The 18,906-nt window shown below is 50.7% G+C and carries 18 protein-coding genes and 1 tRNA gene; 2 read left to right on the top strand and 17 right to left on the bottom strand.

Annotated features, from left to right (window positions below; translation table 11 throughout):
- Nucleotides 1–31: 31 nt before the first annotated feature.
- Nucleotides 32–127 (top strand) — tRNA-Sec (locus BLV81_RS05430).
- Between the two features lie 6 nt (nucleotides 128–133).
- On the opposite strand, the gene waaC is transcribed toward BLV81_RS05430, so the two are convergent.
- The 15 genes from waaC to rfbB form a co-directional block, all read right to left on the bottom strand.
- A complete protein-coding gene (gene waaC, locus BLV81_RS05435) occupies nucleotides 134–1,120 on the bottom strand; it encodes a lipopolysaccharide heptosyltransferase I (RefSeq protein ID WP_092353201.1) in 987 nt (328 codons plus the stop codon).
- Between the two features lie 24 nt (nucleotides 1,121–1,144).
- Complete coding sequence (locus BLV81_RS05440) at nucleotides 1,145–2,533, bottom strand: phosphomannomutase/phosphoglucomutase (RefSeq protein WP_092353203.1); 1,389 nt, start codon at nucleotides 2,531–2,533, stop codon at nucleotides 1,145–1,147.
- 197 nt (nucleotides 2,534–2,730) lie between these two features.
- A complete protein-coding gene (locus tag BLV81_RS05445) occupies nucleotides 2,731–3,051 on the bottom strand; it encodes an H-NS histone family protein (RefSeq protein WP_092353205.1) in 321 nt (106 codons plus the stop codon).
- A 44-nt stretch (nucleotides 3,052–3,095) separates the two neighbouring features.
- Nucleotides 3,096–5,030 (bottom strand): polysaccharide biosynthesis protein, encoded by a 1,935-nt coding sequence (locus BLV81_RS05450; RefSeq protein ID WP_092353207.1) that lies wholly within the window; start codon nucleotides 5,028–5,030, stop codon nucleotides 3,096–3,098.
- A gap of 75 nt (nucleotides 5,031–5,105) precedes the next feature.
- The gene (locus BLV81_RS05455) at nucleotides 5,106–5,666 is read right to left on the bottom strand and encodes a sugar transferase (protein WP_092353209.1); all 561 of its coding nucleotides are present in this window, start codon (nucleotides 5,664–5,666) and stop codon (nucleotides 5,106–5,108) included.
- A 15-nt stretch (nucleotides 5,667–5,681) separates the two neighbouring features.
- Nucleotides 5,682–6,689, bottom strand: a complete 1,008-nt coding sequence (locus tag BLV81_RS05460) for a WaaS/CpsH family glycosyltransferase (protein WP_143036286.1) — start codon at nucleotides 6,687–6,689, stop codon at nucleotides 5,682–5,684.
- 5 nt (nucleotides 6,690–6,694) lie between these two features.
- On the bottom strand, nucleotides 6,695–7,237 hold the full coding sequence (locus tag BLV81_RS05465; RefSeq protein WP_092353213.1) for a serine O-acetyltransferase: 543 nt from the start codon (nucleotides 7,235–7,237) through the stop codon (nucleotides 6,695–6,697).
- Nucleotides 7,234–8,355 carry an NAD-dependent epimerase/dehydratase family protein gene (locus tag BLV81_RS05470; protein WP_255364978.1) on the bottom strand — a complete coding sequence of 374 codons (1,122 nt, stop codon included), beginning with the start codon at nucleotides 8,353–8,355 and terminating at the stop codon, nucleotides 7,234–7,236. Before BLV81_RS05470 ends, BLV81_RS05465 begins: the two co-directional genes overlap by 4 nt.
- Nucleotides 8,356–8,360: 5 nt before the next feature.
- The gene (locus BLV81_RS05475; protein ID WP_092353217.1) at nucleotides 8,361–9,284 is read right to left on the bottom strand and encodes a glycosyltransferase family 2 protein; all 924 of its coding nucleotides are present in this window, start codon (nucleotides 9,282–9,284) and stop codon (nucleotides 8,361–8,363) included.
- Between the two features lie 142 nt (nucleotides 9,285–9,426).
- Nucleotides 9,427–10,614 (bottom strand): O-antigen polymerase, encoded by a 1,188-nt coding sequence (locus BLV81_RS05480; RefSeq protein WP_092353219.1) that lies wholly within the window; start codon nucleotides 10,612–10,614, stop codon nucleotides 9,427–9,429.
- 134 nt (nucleotides 10,615–10,748) lie between these two features.
- Nucleotides 10,749–12,089, bottom strand: coding sequence for a flippase (locus tag BLV81_RS05485; RefSeq protein WP_092353221.1), 1,341 nt, complete (start codon nucleotides 12,087–12,089; stop codon nucleotides 10,749–10,751).
- Nucleotides 12,090–12,197: 108 nt separating this feature from the next.
- On the bottom strand, nucleotides 12,198–13,067 hold the full coding sequence (gene rfbD / locus BLV81_RS05490) for a dTDP-4-dehydrorhamnose reductase (protein WP_092353223.1): 870 nt from the start codon (nucleotides 13,065–13,067) through the stop codon (nucleotides 12,198–12,200).
- Entirely contained in the window at nucleotides 13,064–13,609 is a 546-nt protein-coding gene (gene rfbC / locus BLV81_RS05495) for a dTDP-4-dehydrorhamnose 3,5-epimerase (RefSeq protein ID WP_092353225.1), read from the bottom strand. The genes rfbD and rfbC overlap by 4 nt, the downstream gene beginning before the upstream one ends.
- Before the next feature lie 2 nt (nucleotides 13,610–13,611).
- Nucleotides 13,612–14,514, bottom strand: a complete 903-nt coding sequence (gene rfbA, locus BLV81_RS05500) for a glucose-1-phosphate thymidylyltransferase RfbA (RefSeq protein ID WP_092353227.1) — start codon at nucleotides 14,512–14,514, stop codon at nucleotides 13,612–13,614.
- The gene (gene rfbB, locus BLV81_RS05505) at nucleotides 14,514–15,593 is read right to left on the bottom strand and encodes a dTDP-glucose 4,6-dehydratase (RefSeq protein ID WP_092353229.1); all 1,080 of its coding nucleotides are present in this window, start codon (nucleotides 15,591–15,593) and stop codon (nucleotides 14,514–14,516) included. Before rfbB ends, rfbA begins: the two co-directional genes overlap by 1 nt.
- Before the next feature lie 391 nt (nucleotides 15,594–15,984).
- Here rfbB and BLV81_RS05510 point away from each other — a divergent pair, with 391 nt between their 5' ends.
- Entirely contained in the window at nucleotides 15,985–16,818 is an 834-nt protein-coding gene (locus tag BLV81_RS05510) for a symmetrical bis(5'-nucleosyl)-tetraphosphatase (protein ID WP_092353231.1), read from the top strand.
- Nucleotides 16,819–16,839: 21 nt separating this feature from the next.
- Here BLV81_RS05510 and BLV81_RS05515 read toward each other — a convergent pair whose 3' ends face one another.
- The gene (locus tag BLV81_RS05515) at nucleotides 16,840–17,589 is read right to left on the bottom strand and encodes a lysophospholipid acyltransferase family protein (protein WP_092353233.1); all 750 of its coding nucleotides are present in this window, start codon (nucleotides 17,587–17,589) and stop codon (nucleotides 16,840–16,842) included.
- Nucleotides 17,586–18,875: a dihydroorotase gene (locus BLV81_RS05520; RefSeq protein WP_092353235.1), complete on the bottom strand. Its 1,290-nt coding sequence runs from the start codon at nucleotides 18,873–18,875 to the stop codon at nucleotides 17,586–17,588. The genes BLV81_RS05515 and BLV81_RS05520 overlap by 4 nt, the downstream gene beginning before the upstream one ends.
- Nucleotides 18,876–18,906: the final 31 nt, after the last annotated feature.

Raw genomic sequence — 18,906 nt, forward strand, 5'->3', positions numbered from 1 at the left:
AATCGCGAATCAGGATAAGATAGCACACCAAGGAAGGCACACGTATCCGGTGATGCGGCCGGGCTTCAAACCCGGTGGGGGGTGCCAGTCACTCCCGGGTAGGTTCGACTCCTGCTGCCTTCCGCCAACGGATTTATTGCGCCAGTGTGCTCACCGCCAGCGCGACCTGTTCCACGCTAGGCGCCGCGCCAAGTTCACCCAGGTTGATAATTTGCGATGACCAGTTGCCTTCGGTTTTCCAGCGCGGCGAATCGCAATATAGCTCAATGGTCGGACGGTTGAATGCAGCGGCGATGTGAGTCAGGCCGGTATCGACGCCGATCACCAATGCCGCACGCTGGGCCAGCAAGACCGCTTCCATCAATGGCAACCTGGGGAGCACCCGCGCATTGCGCATTTGGCTCGCCAACTGCTCCGCAGTGTTTTTCTCAGCATCGCTCCCCCAGGGCAGCAACACCGGCAGGCCGCGTTCAGCGAGCAAGGCGGCAATGCGCACCCAACTGGCATTCGGCCACTGCTTGGCAGCGCGCGCCGTGCCATGAAAAAAAACTGCATAGGGCGCATCCGGCAGCCAGGCGGGCCGCTCTGCGGGCGTCAGGGCGGGAGGGCGCAAATTGAAATCAGCAACGCCGTCGACGCTGTAGCCAAGCGCCTGTGCCGCGACTTCACGGGCGCGCAATACAGCGTGCGTATGCAAACCCACTTCGACGCTCGCGGTGTGAAATATGCGTGACAGCGGTTCATAACCGGAGCCCTCGGTCGCGTTCGCCAATCCGACCCGTTGGCCATCGGGAGCAAGCCGCGCCATCCGCATGACCACACTGGTTTTCAGCAAGCCTTGCGTATCGAACACGATATCGTAGGCATCCTGTCTGAGCTGCTGCCTGAAAGTCGATATTTCCGCCCGGGTGGCGGCAGACAACAGACTCTTGCGCCAGCGGCGCAGGGCAATCGGGATGATGCGGCGTACGTCTGGATTCATGCGCACCAGGCCGGTGTACCCCTCTTCCACGACCCAGTCGATATTCGCATCGGGATAATGGCGTCGGATGTCCGACACCATTGGCATGTTATGCACCACGTCGCCCAAAGAGGAGACGCGGACGATCAGGATGTTCAAATCGCAGCCATTTCGACAGATTGATTAGAAAGGCAGCGACGCATCGGGCTTGGCCGCCAGAATCACGCGCTTGAATTCAGACTGGATCCGAGCCAGCGCCTGCTCCGATTCGGCCTCAAAGCGCATCACTACAACCGGCGTCGTGTTGGATGAGCGAGCCAGGCCGAAGCCATCCGCATATTCAACCCGCAAGCCGTCGATCTTGATAATTTCGCCGGATCCGGGGAAATCCGCTTCGCGCTGCAATTTCTCCATCAAGGCGAAATTTTCACCTTCGGCCAGCGTCAGGTGCAATTCCGGGGTGCTGGCCGATTGCGGCAAGGCATTCAGGATTGCCGAAGGGTCTCTTTCCCGGCTAAGCAGCTCAAGCAATCGTGCGCCCGCATACATGCCGTCGTCAAAACCGTACCAGCGATCCTTGAAGAAAACATGGCCGCTCATTTCGCCGCCCAGCGGCGCGCCGGTTTCACGCATCTTGGCCTTGACCAGCGAGTGGCCAGTCTTCCACATCAAAGGCTTGCCGCCGTGCTTGGCAATCCATGGCGCCAGGTGGCGGGTGCATTTGACGTCGTACAAGATCTCACGGCCTGAATGACGCGTCAGCACATCTGCGGCAAACAGCATCAGCTGCCGGTCCGGGTAGATAATCTGGCCGTCCTTGGTGACGACCCCGAGACGATCGCCGTCGCCATCGAATGCCAATCCCAACTCGGCGTCGGAGTTTTGCAAGGCGCGAATCACGTCCTGCAGGTTTTCCGGATGCGCCGGATCAGGATGGTGGTTAGGGAAAGTACCATCCACTTCACAGAACAATTCCTGCACCTCGCACCCGAGTGCGCGATACAGCTCGCCGGCAAACGCGCCGGCCACGCCGTTGCCGCAATCGACCACGATCTTCATCGGCCGCGCCAGCTTGGTATCGCTGACGATCCGCTGCAGGTAGGCATCCTTGATGTCATGCTGGCGATAGCTGCCGGCCGGCGCCGGCATGGCAGCCTTGACGCTGTCATTTGCAATCGCCTGATACAGCTGCTGAATGGTGTCGCCGTATATCGCCTCGCCGGCCAGCACCATCTTGAAGCCGTTGTAATCGGGTGGGTTGTGACTGCCTGTGACCATGATCCCGGATTGCGCCCCGAGTATATGCGTCGCGAAATACACCATCGGCGTCGCTACGACACCGAGATCTATCACATCCACGCCAGCGTCCTGCATACCGGTTGCCAGGGCAGCGGCCAGTTCCGGCCCGGACAAACGGCCGTCGCGGCCGATAATCACGGTTTGCTCGCCTTTAGCGCGCGCGGCAACGCCGAATGCCTGGCCGATTTGGCGAGCAATGCCGGCATCTAGCGTGGTACCCACGACACCGCGAATGTCATAGGCCTTGAATATCGATTTGGAGAGTGGAAGCATGGTCTTATCAAATGAGAATGCGACGTTCCGTGGCAAGAAAACTGCAGCGAATTTATGGTTCGCATGCCACTACCGGCACGGATGATGCGTTTGGCCAAATCGAAAGACGCGCGCCTGGTTCCAGGCGCGCATCTTCGATTCAAGCGCCGGTCATCAGGCCTGCGCTATTTTGCGGAAAACAGAAACAACGGTGACGGTTATACGCGTATGGCATCCAGCGACTGACCGGAAGCGACCCAGTCCTGAACCCATTTAGGCTGACGGCCACGGCCGGTCCATTGCAACAGCGGATCCGAAGGATGGCGATAACGAACTGCTACTTTTGTCTTGGACGCGCTGCTCTTGCTACGCGACTGGGTGCCCAGCAAATCCTGCAGAGAGATTCCCGCGCTTTGTGCAATAGCCAGAATTTGTTCGCGTGCCTTGGCTTGTTCCTGATGCTCGCGGTCTTTCAAGGCTTGTTTGACTTGATCCTGCAATGCACGCAGCTCGGCTACTGTTAATCCGGATAAATCCATGCTACCTCCGATAAGTGAAATTCAATCAAATATTGCTTCCGCATTCAATGCAACAACACGTCACCTGCATCTACCAAGCGATTCTTGGCGCGCCAGATAAAATCTTCAATCCCACATTGGGGGGAATATTCAGCGACCGCCTGCAACAACAATGTACGTACTTCTTCATAGGCGAATCTGGCGCACGCATCTTCCAGCTTGGCCAAAAGACCTTCAAGGATTGTCCACGGTATCTCTATCTCTTGCGCGCGCATGATCAGCGGATGTTCGGTGCCCTCGACATTTTCACCGATCAATAATTCTTCATACAATTTTTCACCTGGGCGCAAGCCGACATGATTAATTTCTATGGTGCCATCTGGCGTTAAATCGGATAACACTTCGAGCCCGCTCAAATGCACCATGCGCTTTGCCAGATCGATAATTTTTACCGGGTCGCCCATATCCAGCACAAACACATCACCGCCCTGCCCCATCGCTCCGGCCTGCAACACCAACTGCGCCGCCTCGGGAATTGTCATGAAATAACGGGTGATTTCGGGATGCGTCAAGGTGATCGGCCCACCCGCCATGATCTGCTTGCGAAATAGCGGCACCACTGAACCCGACGAGCCAAGCACGTTACCAAAGCGAACCATACAGAATCTAGTCCTTGATGCACCTTTGACTTGTGAGCGGGAAAACCCCTGCAATATCAATTCGGCGAAACGCTTGGTTGAACCCATCACATTCGTCGGACGCACTGCCTTGTCGGTAGAAATCAATACGAATGACTTAACACCGGCAGCCATCGCTGCCTTGGCTACACTCAATGTGCCAAATACGTTATTCCGAATCCCTTCGATCGGATTATGCTCGACCAATGGGACATGTTTATAAGCCGCGGCATGATAGACAGTTTCCACTGAAAATGTACGCATAATGCGCGTACATTTCTCTGTTTCCAGCACGGATCCGAGAAACGGCAACAATTCGATATTGAGACCAAGGCGCCGTTGTAATTCACTCAACTCCTGCTCAATTGCGTAAAGGCCGAACTCGGACATTTCCAGCAGGATCAGCCGCGAAGGTCGTTGCCGGATAATTTGACGGCACAGCTCAGATCCAATGGAGCCGCCTGCGCCCGTCACCAATACGGATTTATTAACGATGCATGCTGAAATCAGTTCAGGATTAGGCTCGACAGGATCACGTCCAAGTAAGTCCTCGATTTCAACCTCGCGGATATCCTGAACGCGTAGCTCACCGTTAATCAGGCTTTTGATGGGCGGGGTAACCTTGATTTTGACTTTGAACGGCTCAAGCTGGTCAAGAATATGCTTCTGTTGCAGTTTGCTCACGGACGGCATAGCGAGCAATACCTCTTTGAGGTTGTAACGTGCAATCAAATTAGACAAGTCGCTAGCTGGAAAGACTTTAATGCCGGCTATAGTCGCTTTTTGCAATTCTTTTTTATCGTCGATAAATGCGACTGGCAAATATTCATCGCCGGCCCGAAGCGCGCTCGCCAATTGCGACCCAGCCTGCCCGGCGCCATAAATTGCCACTGGCACCGCGCCAATCGTACCGCTGGCCCGTAGCAGATAACCACGCGCCAAAAACCGACTTGCTGCCACGTACAAAATCGCGCTGACCCAATATATGCCAAAAACTGCGCGGGAATAACCCGCAGTTTGGGTAAATGTACCCAGTGCGCCCAAAGCAATCACCGAAAGTGTCACGCCAAACACCACTACATACACAATCTTATGGTCGATAAAACGGATAACCGCCCGATACAAACCCAATCTGATGAAAATGGGGATCGATATCAGCGGCGCTGCCGCGATCAACAGGCCATATTGATGTAATAACCAATTGCTAAGGCCGTCATGGCGCAGCCAGATCGCCAGGCAAAAAGTCACCGGCAACAGAATCAGATCTGCCGATGCAGCAATTATCTGCTTGTGAAAGCGTGATAGGTTTAAAAAAGAACTCATGTCGACAATTCAGTAAGCTTAGAGTCCAAAAAATCCACATCGCCGTCAAGATAATTTCCCGGCTTTGGCTGATAATTAATGCGTAATACCATCTCTGCGGACAACTTTTAAAAAAGTGAGAAATATGATTTTTATGTCGAGAAAAAATGATCGCTGATGAAGATAATCAACATCCAGTTTCACTTTCTCAGGTATGGGTAACTCGTCCCGACCATTGATTTGCGCCCATCCGGTCAATCCCGGCAATAATTGATCAACACCGTACTCTGTTCTCAGAGCTACCAAGTCATCCTGATTGAATAACGCTGGCCGCGGACCGACAAAACTCATGTCCCCGACAATTATGCTCCATAATTGCGGCAATTCATCGAGACTCGATTTCCGTAAAAAAGATCCTACCGGGGTCAAGAATTTTTTTGGATCCGGCAATAAATGAGTCGCAACCGCAGGTGTATCAATACGCATGGTACGAAATTTTGGCATCCTGAATATTTTATTACAGCGTCCAACACGATCCGACCAGTAGATAATCGGACCAATCGATGTGAACCTGACCAGCAAAGAAACAATAACTATAGGAACAATTAATATAATCGATGCAATCAATGCCAACAGTAAGTCAAAAGACCTTTTCATTCGCTTTCTAAGCTTTCAATAAAATATCTCGGCCAACCATTCTCGCAAGCTATATTTTCCATAGACACTTTCAACGATCGGATGAAAAGCGGCGCGCATGAAACCATCCGGAATTATCGGCTTCATCCTGTCAACCACAAGGATATTGTCAGGATGATAAAAATCATAGATCTTCACATCTGAATTTGTGGTGATTAACTTTCTCTTGGCACCAAGGCACTCTATGGTGCGCATAGTCAGCCCTGTTTGGCCCGGATGATGTATGTCAATCAATATCTTGCTCCGCCCAATCAGCTCCAGTGTGCTCTGCGTATTTAATGAATTCCATTTCACGTCACTCCAGGGAATTCCTCTGAATTGCCGATCCATGATTTTTCGTATTGCAAAGACCCATTTGCTTTGATAGAAAAAATGGGTAAAAAGTCGAATTTCAGGCACAAGCGCTTTTGCAGCAACCCATATTTTTTGCACGACCAAATAGCGATCAGAATGTATCGATCCCAAAAACAGAAGATCAATATCCAATTTTTCCTTGGATTGGTTCAACTGCCCCAACGTTTCATAGGCGCGTGAATAGAATAAAGGAAGATGCCTGATATGCTCATTATCAACGGAATCAAATCGATCGAAACTGTAAACTTTATCGAAGTATAGTAATTTTTCGTGACTATTCTTGAAATTTCTCAAAGAATCCCACGTATAGTACAAAAACCTCGCCTGCGGTAAAACTTGTTTCAGCGCCTGAATTTTACCGACAGGAAGCGCTTCTCCCTTGATGACAAATACAACATCATAGGCAACAGCGGCCGCTTGCTTGATAATCCCGTCAAAATAGTCATTGATTATTTTCGTCACTAATTCAGGACGAAAGCGAATCATCGCCTTCATTAGCGAGGTTGAAGAGGGTCTATCGTCATGCCAATCGACTACGCAACCCGCAGCCTTTAATTCACTCTGAATCTCTTTTTCATAACCAAAAAACCGCGGCGCAATAAATAAAACTCGCTGACCTGTTTGCATCATATTGCTTAAACCTGTTTGACTATACGTGCCGGGATACCGACAACGGTGGCGCCGACGGGCACATCGTCAACAACGACAGCGTTCGCTCCCACTCTGGCATTATTACCAATTACCACTGATCCGAGAATTTTTGCGCCGGCGCCAACGATCACGTTGTCGCCGATATTTGGGCGGGAAGAGGCTGAATAATCAAGATCGATCTCACGCGCGCCAAAAGTCACGTTGTGATAAATCGTTGCATTCTCGCCAATTTTATTGGCGCCAATAACCGTACCCTGGGTGTGCGGGAAATATAGCCCCGGGCCAATCTCGCACCTGGCCGCTATTTCAAGCCCAAACAAAACGAAATTCATGAAGCTAAATATCTTGGCGAGTGGTGATAATCCAAGCTGAAAAAACCAGTGTGAGAGACGAAAAAGAACTACCGGCATGAAGCGCGGCGACAGTGAACTCTTCAGAACGCCCAGAAGAGTCGCCTGCCTCTGCAGTTGACCTGCAACCACATACTGCCGCTTTAAATCGGCAATTAAAATTGCTTTCAAGCTCATGACATCATCTTGCGCTTCTTCAATTCTTCGTTTGCCTTGTCCAACCCATCCTCGGGCAGCGGCTGAGATAATACCCAACTGGCGAATTCCTCCATGCCGCTTTGCAATGACATTTTTGGTTCGAATTTCAGCTTGGCTCTGATTTGAGTCAGGTCAGCGTAACAGTGACGAATATCTCCCAGACGATATTGCCCGGTTACTTCGGGCCTCACCTTGCCACCGAATGCATCCACCAGCATATTGGCAATTTCCAATACAGAAGTTGGTTCGCCCGCACCAACATTGAAAGTGCCACCATTTGCGGCCTCTGTCTGGAGCGCCAATTCGATCGCCTGAACGACATCGCTGACATGCACGAAGTCACGGCTCTCTTGCCCATCTTCGAAGATCGGGAGAGACATGCCACGGCGTATACGCGTAGAAAAAATCGAAAGAATCCCGGTATACGGATTGTTCAGCGATTGTCCCGCCCCATACACATTCTGAAAACGCAGAATGGCTGTTCCAATCCCAAGCGAATCTCCTGCGATGCGTATCAGGTCCTCTTGCGCATACTTTGTTGCGGCATAAATAGATGCGGGACTTGGGCGCGCTGCTTCTGGCGTTGGCACAGCGACTATAGAAGCACCGCATTGCGGGCAGACTGGATCCCATTGATGACTTTTCAGTTGCGCGGCGCTTCGAGCGCCAGGATAAACAAGGCCGTGAATCTCACAGTTATAGGCACCTTCACCATAGATCGACCTGGATGACGCAAGAACAATTTTCTTAATCGAATGAGTGTCATTGGCCAGCACATCCAGTAGCTGGGCCGTAGCTTGACTATTCACATTATTGTAGTGGGCAATTTGGTACATGGATTGCGCAGTGCCGGTTTCAGCCGCAAGATGGACCACGCCGTCCATACCAGCCAACGCCTGCACCAGCGCATCGCGATCACGCACATCGGCGAGAATCAGCTCAACTTGGTTAACCAGATCAGCGGGCAGGCTCTGCGTGACGTGGATCTGCGGACTGAAATTGTCCAAAACGCGAATCCTGAAACCCTGCTTTCGCAAGGAATATATCAAGTTCTGACCAATAAAGCCGGCACCGCCGGTAATCAAAATATTCATCATATGGTTCACCCAATAAATTCACCTGACTTGCGACGAAAACCATCGCAAATGCCAGCAAGCATCATTTTCAAACTACGCAGCTTTTTTTTATCAATTAGAAAATTAATAAAAAATCTGAGAGTAAGACCGTATGTCAAACGCCGCTTCCACGCCCAGGAAACGTAATTAGCCTGGCAAAAATTGACAGTGTTTCGGAAATAATAATAGCGTCGCAGGGGAGAATATCTAAAGAAGCTCAAACCCAAAATACGCGCAGGAGGCGCATCTGATGGTGCATGCCCCATTTCTATTCTGAGGCAGCCGAATAGTTTATAGCCTTTAGCTCTCGCACGAAAGCACCATTCGGTATCGGTGTAATCCACAAACAGCCCGTCGTCGTAATGTACGCCGCCGGTCCAGACGTCGGCTCGCACCAGCATGCCGGAAGTGATCAGGGCATCGGTTTCAACATAACTGTCGGTACAGTTATTCGGCATCCTGGAGATAATTCGTCCCTTCTCCTCAAGATAGAACGGAAAGTAAATTTTGGCAGCCTCGCGCCTGTCAAAGAAAACCGGACCAACCGCAGCACAGTTAACGCCCTGCTCTTCGAATTTCTGATGAACCTCCCTGAGATTAGCAATCAAACCAGCGACGGGGGCGCTATCCTGATCGAAAGTGGCAACATACTTCACACCTAGGCTGACAGCCCGTTCGAATCCCATATTCAAGGCATGTCCAAGGCCCTTATTTTTTTCGAATTCGATATATTCGACAGCCAAACCTTCACTTTGTGAAAAATTGTAAGCCTCGCGAGTTCCGCCATTATCGACCAATATCAAATGGTCAACCTGAGAAGAAAGAGATTTCAGGAGATTAACTACAATTTTATACTCAGGAAAATAGCCGACGACTATGGCCGCAGTATTGGTTTTGTTAGAGCCATTCATTTAATAAATTTCTTATTTGAAATTTCAAAAATTATTATTATTTTTTTTAATTTTTCATTCATTTTAAATTTACCTTTTTGTGAAAGAAATTTTTTACATTAAGTTAATACGATAATTCCATCAGCGTCACTTCAATTTCAATCTATATTCTCTTAAATTTAAAATTTTCAAAAGCAAAAAAGAAAATATAAAGTAAGAAAACCAAAGTCCATAATGTATAAGTGCGAAGATATTGCTCTTCAAATATGGTCATTATCAGAGGATATAAGGAAAGAGCGTAGTTAAGTAGATTTAATTTTGACTTATATCTCATTCTAAATAAATACATTGATATAAATCCAATGGCAAAAAACCCAAACAAAACACCTAAAATACCGCCATCGTGATACCAAGGAAAAAATGCAGTATACACATTGGTTGGTAACGGAGTTTCGACAAATGGAAGTACCGTAGGAGTTACATCACTATTTATTCCAATAAATCCCAATATGCTTTTTAAAAAATTTGGAACCAATAACCAACCAGGAATATTGGGGTCACCCACTGCCACATAATTATTAAATGCGGCCACCGCACTTAATGCATAAACTTTAAAATTCCACGCAACACTTTCGAAAAGTGTATTATCAGCTCCGCCCTTACCTAAAAGATAGGCTATTAAAAAGAATATAATCAAAAAAGAAAATCCGAATATAAAAACAGTTTTTTTTCCTATTCTTGCTTGAAAATATAATATTATGCTCAATGAAATAAAATAGAGCATTAAAATAGTTCTACCAAATGTCAACAAGCCGGCAACTACTCCTGAGATAACGATATAAATTACAATTATTTTTCGAAATTTAGATGCATACGATAGTGCGAGCAATGAAGCAATTACAACAAGATAGTGTAAATATAGAACAAGTATCACACTTCGATCGTTGTCAACAACGGAATCCACAAGTGACGATCGCACTTCGGAAAGCAATTGCCCAGAATTCAAAGCATAATTTACTATTTGTGGCATCGCCACAAATAGAATATAAATTGGCAATAATATTTTGATATATAGATTTACGAAACGTGGAACATAATCTTTATATTCGGAATTCACATGTGCATTTTTTTCCCGGAAAATCTTAGTAGTAATGCAGCCAACAATAAAAGCACAAAATCCTCCAAATATGATAATCCAGGTATCCGCAACAAATGGATAAAAATCACCCGAGAAAATAATATGCCCAAAAATTTGGGTAGCCCAGAGAAATGAAAATATAAAAATTGGATTTATCAACCAATCAGAGGTTTTTCTTTTTTGCATAATTTTATAAAGGAGCAAAGCAGGCATAACCTGATCATTGAAATTGTTTATATATCAATGAAAATCAATATTTCAGATTGACGAACAGAATAAACATTCAATAAAAAAACAACAATTACATCAGAGATATCCAATAGCACGCCAAATTCCCTCCATTAAAACTACAGCGTCGATGGTGATTGAACGCTATCTTTATTTTTTGATACAATTAAATTTACCATCTTGTGTAATATTATTCCGTCACAAAATACCCGTAACGACCATACTAGAGCGGCACCGATAATACCAAATTTGTTTACGGAAAAATATAGTAAAGGCAGATATGCAAGTAATTCGCAAACATGAACTTTTGCAGTAACGTCCGAACGTCCAGCTCCTTGCAAAAATGCAAAAGGGACAGCCGCCAAACCATTTACCAGAACCCCGATAGCCAATATCTGGAATACTCGCGTACTCTCTTCAGAGAATTTCCCTCCAAGCCATAGATGAAGTATCCATCCCGCAAACAATATGAGGAAAACTACTGCTGGAAATATCAGATAAAATATGTATTTACAGCTTTTCCAATATAAAGCCATCGCATCTTTAATATTTCGCTGCGCGTTTAATTTGGCAAATTGTGGAAAACATACGCCAGCTATGGCTGCAGGAATCACCAGAAGTTTGGTCACCATTTCATAAGGAGTGGCGTAGTACGCTACCGCCGCCATCGACAACATCATCCCAATCACGAAACGGTCCATCTGCACCATGATAGGACTGACAATATTGCTCACTGTCATCCATCCGCCAAATTTCAGCAATTCCGGTATGACCGCCTTTGACAAGGTAATTTTCGTGAAATTATCCATCGAACGATGACACAAATACAAAAATGCGATTGCCGTAGCGGCTCGCACCAGCAGTAAAGAAAAGAAAATCGCGACGAGACTATTGGAAAATGGCAATACACAGAGCGGTGCAACAAACATCAGCACTCCCAGTGGGACGCGCACCAGATTTATCGATTTAAACTCATGCTTGGCTTCCAATATTCCTCGCAGGCCTGTAGCTATTAGCACCAATGGAATGGACGGCGCCAGCATGCCTAAACTGCGCTTCGTTTCCGCCTGCAAATAAACAGGTATTTTAAGGGCTGAATAAATAATCCAGTCGCTAAGGCCAACAATAAGCAGGCTAGCAACCAGACCGAGTACAAACATAACAGTCAATCCAGTCCACATCAATGGAGGGATTGCAGCCTGATCATTTATAGCGAGTTTCTCAGAGATAATTTGTGTTAAAGCGCGCCCTATCCCGAGATCAAACAAGCTGAAATAGCCGATTAGCATCCAGGCGATGGTCAATATACCAAAACGATCAACGCCCAGACCTTTGATCAATAAGGGAATGGATACGACTGCCGCAATTAACGGAGCCACCTGACCTACCAAATTCCATCCAATATTATGAATAAATGTTCGATACGACTTCTTGTTGGATTCGGAATTCGTTAGATCCAAGTTTTCACCTTACTCTTTTTCTCTGCGGGGATCGATTTCGATCTCCTGCAATCAATGACGCGACATCAAATCAACAGATGGAAATGGATATATCCAATTAATGTGGCTTCAATCTTGACATAGCTTCAAAGCTTGTTCCCAAGCTGGCAATCCACAAAACTTACTGATCAATTTCTCGCACGATATAACTGAATTCCCGGGTCGCTTCGCCGGCAGCGGGTATTCCGCTGCTGTTATAGCCGTTACAGCAGGCCTTTTAGGCAAAACGGCGTTGGCAAGTATTGCTTCCGTGAACCCAGCCCAGGTCGTCTGCCCCTGTGCAGTCAAATGATATAAACCGCTGTTCTCTTGCCACCAGTCTTGCGAATACTGCGCTCCTTTGGCTTGAGCAACAATATGGGCAGTCGTGTCAGCGATTGTGCGGCACCAGGTCGGCGCACCGTGTTGGTCGCCAACGATACGCAATTCATTGCGATCCTGAGCCAGGCGCAATACTGTCAGCAGAAAATTCTTTCCGCGCATGCCGTACACCCAACTGGTGCGCAAAATCAGATGCGAAACGCCGGCAGCCTGGATCGCCAGCTCACCCGCTAGCTTGCTGGCGCCATAGACATTGATTGGGCAGGTGGGGTCATTTTCGATATATGGGCCAACTTTGGCGCCGTCAAAAACGTAATCGGTGGAGTAATGGATGATGGCTGCGCCGAGCTTCCTGGCCTCTTCAGCCATAAGTCCAGGTGCTTCGCCATTGACACGCATGGCAAGTTCGGGTTCAGTTTCCGCCTTGTCGACCGCCGTATAAGCTGCGGGATTGACGATCAGATTGGGCTTGATTTCACGAATGACATCCCGTACTTGAGCCAGGTCTGACAGATCCATTTGACTACGATCCAAGGCGATAATCTCGCCCAGACCTTGCAAGCTGCGCTCCAGTTCGTAACCAACCTGGCCGGTTTTACCGGTAACGAGAATCTTCACGCAAATACCTCTGCATCAGCCAGCAGCTTGCCGACCTGGTCCTTCCCGGACAACAGCGGCGCGTCCTTGATCGGCCAGTCAATCCCGATTGCCGGGTCGTTCCAGAGAATGCTGCGCTCGAACTCAGGCGCCCAGTAGTCGGTGGTCTTGTACAGGAACTCTGCCGATTCGCTGGTAACAACAAAGCCGTGCGCAAACCCTTCTGGAATCCACAATTGACGCTTGTTCTCAGCCGACAGCGTTACGCCGACCCAATGGCCGAAAGTCGGCGAGCTTTTACGCACATCGACCGCAACATCGAACACCTCTCCGGCCACCACGCGCACGAGCTTGCCTTGCGGCTGACGAATCTGATAATGCAGTCCCCGCAGGACATTCTTAGCGGATTTGGAGTGGTTATCCTGAACGAAGCTGGCGTTTAGACCTGTTAGCTCATTGAAACGGCGCTCGTTGAAGCTCTCGTAAAAGAAACCGCGATCGTCGCCGAAAACTTTCGGCTCGAAAATCAATACTTCAGGAATATTCGTGGTTTGTACTTGCATGCTTAAAATACCTTATCTTTTAGTAAGCCCAACAAATATTGGCCATATCCGTTTTTCTTCAGCGGTTGCGCCAATTGCTCTAGCTGCTCAGTGTTGATATAGCCCATGCGATAGGCAATCTCTTCTGGACAAGCGACTTTCAGGCCTTGGCGATTCTCAATGGTGGCAATGAATTGCCCTGCTTCCAGCAAGGATTCGTGGGTGCCAGTGTCAAGCCATGCCATTCCGCGCCCCATCAACTCGACATTCAGGCACTGCCGTTCCAGGTACACCCGATTCACGTCGGTAATCTCAAGTTCCCCGCGTGGAGATGGCTCGATGCCGGCAGCGATGTCGCAAACTTGGCGATCATAAAAATACAGGCCGGTTACGGCATAGTGTGATTTTGGTTTCAGGGGTTTTTCTTCGATGCTGACGGCGCGGCGCTGCTCATCGAATTCGACCACGCCATAACGTTCCGGGTCATGCACGTGATAGGCAAATACAGTGGAGCCTTCCGTTCGTGCCGAAGCTGCCCGCAGCTGGCTTTCGAAGTCATGACCGTAATAGATGTTGTCGCCCAAAATCAAAGCCGAGGGAGCATCGCCGACAAAGTCGCGGCCTATGATGAATGCCTGCGCCAGGCCGTCCGGAGCCGGCTGCACAGCGTAGCTAAGTTCAATCCCCCATTGTCGGCCGTCACCCAGCAATTCCTTAAAGCGAGGTGTATCTTGAGGTGTCGAAATGATCAGAATTTCTCGTATCCCAGCCAGCATCAGCGTGGTCAGCGGATAATAAATCATCGGTTTGTCGTACACCGGCAGCAATTGCTTGGAGACTGCCATGGTAACGGGATACAGACGAGTGCCTGAGCCTCCGGCGAGAATAATTCCTTTACGATTTTGGGATGTCGTCAGTGTTGTCATTACACACTCTCCGCCGAACTTTGACGTTGCTCATAATTTTTCTCAACCCATTTCAGATAGTCACCGGACTGAACATCTTTGACCCAATCCTGATTCGCAAGGTACCACTGCACCGTCTTACGAATGCCGGTATCGAAAGTTTCCACCGGTTTCCAGCCCAGTTCGCGTTCGATCTTGCGCGCATCAATGGCGTAGCGGCGGTCATGGCCAGGGCGGTCGGTGACGTAAGTAATTTGATCGCGATAGCTACCCGCTGCCTTCGGATCGAGTTCATCCAGAATATCGCATAGCGTATGGACCACCTCCAGATTGGCCTTCTCATTCCAGCCGCCAATGTTGTAGACCTCACCAGGCTTGCCGGCTTCCAGTACGCGGCGAATCGCGGCGCAGTGATCGCTCACATAGAGCCAATCGCGCACTTGCTGTCCGTCGCCATATATCGGCAACGGCTTGCCGGCGCGGGCATTGGTGATAATCAGCGGAATCAGTTTTTCCGGGAAATGGTAGGAACCGTAATTGTTGGAGCAGTTGGTAGTCAGCGTCGGCAAGCCATAGGTATGGTGGTAGGAGCGGACCAGATGGTCGGAGGCGGCTTTCGATGCCGAATAGGGGCTGTTAGGTGCGTACTGCGTGTTTTCGGTGAACGGTGCGTCAGTTGGGCCCAGCGTGCCATAGACCTCGTCGGTCGAGACGTGCAGAAAGCGGAATGCTGCTTTTTCGACATCTGGCAGAGCGCTCCAATAGGAGCGGGCAGCTTCGAGCAATCCGAAAGTGCCATTGACATTGGTTTCCACAAAAGCCGCAGGCCCGTGGATGGAGCGATCGACATGGCTTTCCGCTGCGAAGTGGACAATCGCGCGCGGCTTGTATTGCGCCAGAAGAGCGGCAACCTGTGCGGTATCGCCGATATCGCCCTGTACAAAGATATGGCGTGGATCCTGGCGAACGCTCGCCAGATTATTCATGTTGCCGGCGTAAGTCAGCTTATCGAAATTAATCACCGGTTCGTCATTTTGCGCCAACCAGTCGAGTACGAAATTGGAACCAATAAACCCGGCTCCGCCAGTAATAAAAATCATGTATATGTCCTAAAAATAGGGTTCTGAAGGCCATGCCCGATGAGCGCTCAATGTCGTGCGCTTCCTCGAAATCACCAGATTCGTGCGTAACCCTGAATTATCCACTATTGGCGGCTAATATAAGTTACCTAAATAACATTTAACGATCTTTAAACCGGTACATATTGGTAAGCGATGTAACATTTTGTTGCGAAACAACAACTCGACAATATTTGGGAGCACCAGTCAGCCTCAGACAATAATAAATATAGGAAGTGCCCCTAGCCGCTGCCGCTCAACATCGCGTGTAATTTGTGTACCTGTCCCGCCTACTGAAAACATAAGCAGCTACTCAACAACCCGACCGGCAATCTACAATAGCGAACCTCAATTGCCGCAATCGCTACGAAATATGACATCGATCAGTTCCACCCTATTTGCCATCGGCGACTTGCAAGGCTGCCACCAAAGCTTGCTGGATCTGCTAAAACGCATTGACGCAAGCAGCCCCGGCGCGCGCCTGATCTTCGTCGGCGACCTGGTCAACCGCGGCCCGCAGTCGCTGGCAACGCTCAGGCTGGTCCGCTCACTCGGCGATCGCGCGCAAGCCCTGCTCGGCAATCACGACTTGCATTTGCTGGCCGCCGCACATGGCATCCGCAAACTCCATCGCAGCGACACACTGGATGAAATTCTCAACGCCCCCGATCGCGACGAGTTACTCGACTGGTTAAGGCAGCGCCCGCTGGCGTTGCTGGAAGATGGCCATTTATTTGTACATGCCGGCACGCTGCCGCAATGGACTGTGGCTAAAACAATATCGCTGGCGCAAGAAGTTGAAAGCGTGCTGCGCGGTCCGCATTGGGTTGAATTCTTGCGTGAAATGTATGGCGACCAGCCAGCTCGCTGGGACGATGCGCTGCAAGGCAACGCGCGCTTGCGCTGCATCGTCAACGCCTTGACACGCCTGCGTTTTTGCACCGAAGACGGCGCCATGGAATTGACTGCCAAGGGAAGCACCGGCACATCCATGCCCGGCTACCTGCCGTGGTTCGACTTGCCGCAGCGGCAGACCCAGGATGTCACGGTGGTGTGCGGGCATTGGTCAACCTTGGGGCTGGTGCTCAGGCCGAATCTGATCGGACTGGATACCGGCTGCGTGTGGGGCGGCAAACTGACTGCGGTTCGGCTGGCCGATCGCATGCTGCTTCAGGTCAGCTGTCCGCAGGCGCAGCGGCCGGGATAAAACTTCAGGTCTCGACTGCGTCTAGGCGACCTCTTCTTTTTCCGTCACCCCCAATGCCTCTGCAATCGCGGCGCGCGCGATGACTGCCAGGTCGCGGCGATGCAATCCTGTCGTATCGATGGGCGCCAGTTGCATCAGCTCGGCTCTCATGGGGGGAGCTTGCAAAATCGCCAGCATGCTTTGGGCAAAGGTCATGTCGCCGATGAAGTCCGCGGCTGGATGCAGCGCTCCGTGCTGATCCAGATAGCGCAAGGCGTAAGGCTGGACCGGTGCTTTCGCATCGAGCGCGGCCTCGAACAGATTGGCGTGGAAAGGCAGGACCGAACCCTGCGCCGCCGTGGTTCCTTCGGGGAAGAAGGCTACTCTGGCGCCGGCTTCAATACTGGTCACCAGGCCCTGGAATATGCGCCGTACATCGCGCTGCTTGCCGCGCGCGATAAAAATCGTGCCGCCTTTTTCGCACAGCCAGCCGAGCAAGGGCCAGTCGCGGATATCCGATTTGCCTACGAACTGGCAAGTCTGGATCGAGTTGATGACGAAGATATCGAGCCACGACACGTGATTGGCAACGATCAGGGCGCGAGCTGCCGCTGCGCTGTTTTGCGGGTTGCTTAGCGTGACCTGGACCCGGCAGATTGCCAGCAGCTCGATCGACCAGCGCCGTATGCGCAACTGCCGCCCCGCCGTATCGATCAGCGGGAACACGACGGCGCAGGTCCACAAGCCTATCACCAGATGCATCAGCACCCGTATCAAACGCAAGCCGCTCATACACGCTCGAATGCTATATGACCGGCCACAATCGTGGTCTTGACCCTTCCGCTCAGCTCATACCCGAGAAACGGCGTGTGCTTGCCCTGGCTGGCCAACTCTTTGGCTTCCACTTTCCAACGTACGGCCGGATCGAAAATGCAGATATCGGCGATGCTGCCAAGCGCCAGCTGGCCGGCCGGCAAGCCAGCCACGCGGGCCGCATCGTTGGTGATCTTCGCCAATGCCCGGCTGAGTCCTTGCTGCGCCGGAGACACGCATTCCTCGGCCCATTTCAAGGCCAGCGACAGCAGCAGTTCGAGTCCGGTGGCGCCGGGCGTCGCTTCGCCGAACGGCAGCAATTTTTCGTCGTCGTCGACCGGCGTATGGTCGGAACAGATCGCATCGATGGTGCCATCCAGCAGCGCCTGCCGGATGGCGTCGCGATCGCGTTGCGAACGGAACGGCGGCGTCATTCTTGCATTGGAGTCGAAGAAACCGATATCGACATCCGTCATGTGGATGTGGTGGGCGCCGACGTCGCAGCTGATCGGCAAGCCTTCTTTCTTGGCGGTCCTGATCAACTCCAGACCCGGAGCCGAAGAAATCCGGCATAAATGCACGCGGGCGCCGGTCGCGCGCACCAGTTCAAAAATGGTATGCAGGCGTATCGTTTCGGCCATGGTAGGCACGCCCGACAGCCCGAGTCGCGAAGCAACCGCGCCGCTATGGGCAATCCCGCCATGCCCCAGATGAGGATCTTGCGGACGCAGCCAGACAGTGTAGTCAAAGGTCCGCGCGTACTGCAAGGCGCGCAGCAGCACGGTGGTGTCCAGAATCGGCTCTTCGGCCTGGGCGAAACCGATACAGCCGGCATCGGTCAGTTCCGCCATTTCCGTCAGCTCCTTGCCCTTGAGCCCGACCGTCAAGGCGCCGAGCGGGTAGACGTGCGCCTGGTTCAAGCTCTTGGCGCGGTGCTTCAGCATTTCCACCAGGCCCGGCTCATCCAGCACCGGATCGGTGTCCGGCGGACATACCAGGCTGGTGACGCCGCCTTGCATGGCGGCCTGCATTTCCGATTCCAGCGTAGCTTTGTATTCGTAACCGGGCTCACGCAGCCGCGCACTCAGATCGACCAGGCCCGGCGTCACAACCAGGCCGCTGGCATCAATCGTCTTGTTGGCGGAAAAATCGGCGGGGGCGGCGCCAACGCCGACGATCTTGCCGGCGGCAATAAACAGATCCTGTTGCGCGTCGATATTGTTTGCGGGGTCGATCAGACGGCCGTTTTTGATGTGAAGTTTCATCTGTAAATGTTAGGGCGATTCAATAAATAAT

This window comes from Collimonas sp. OK242 (assembly GCF_900107095.1).
Classification (GTDB): domain Bacteria; phylum Pseudomonadota; class Gammaproteobacteria; order Burkholderiales; family Burkholderiaceae_D; genus Collimonas.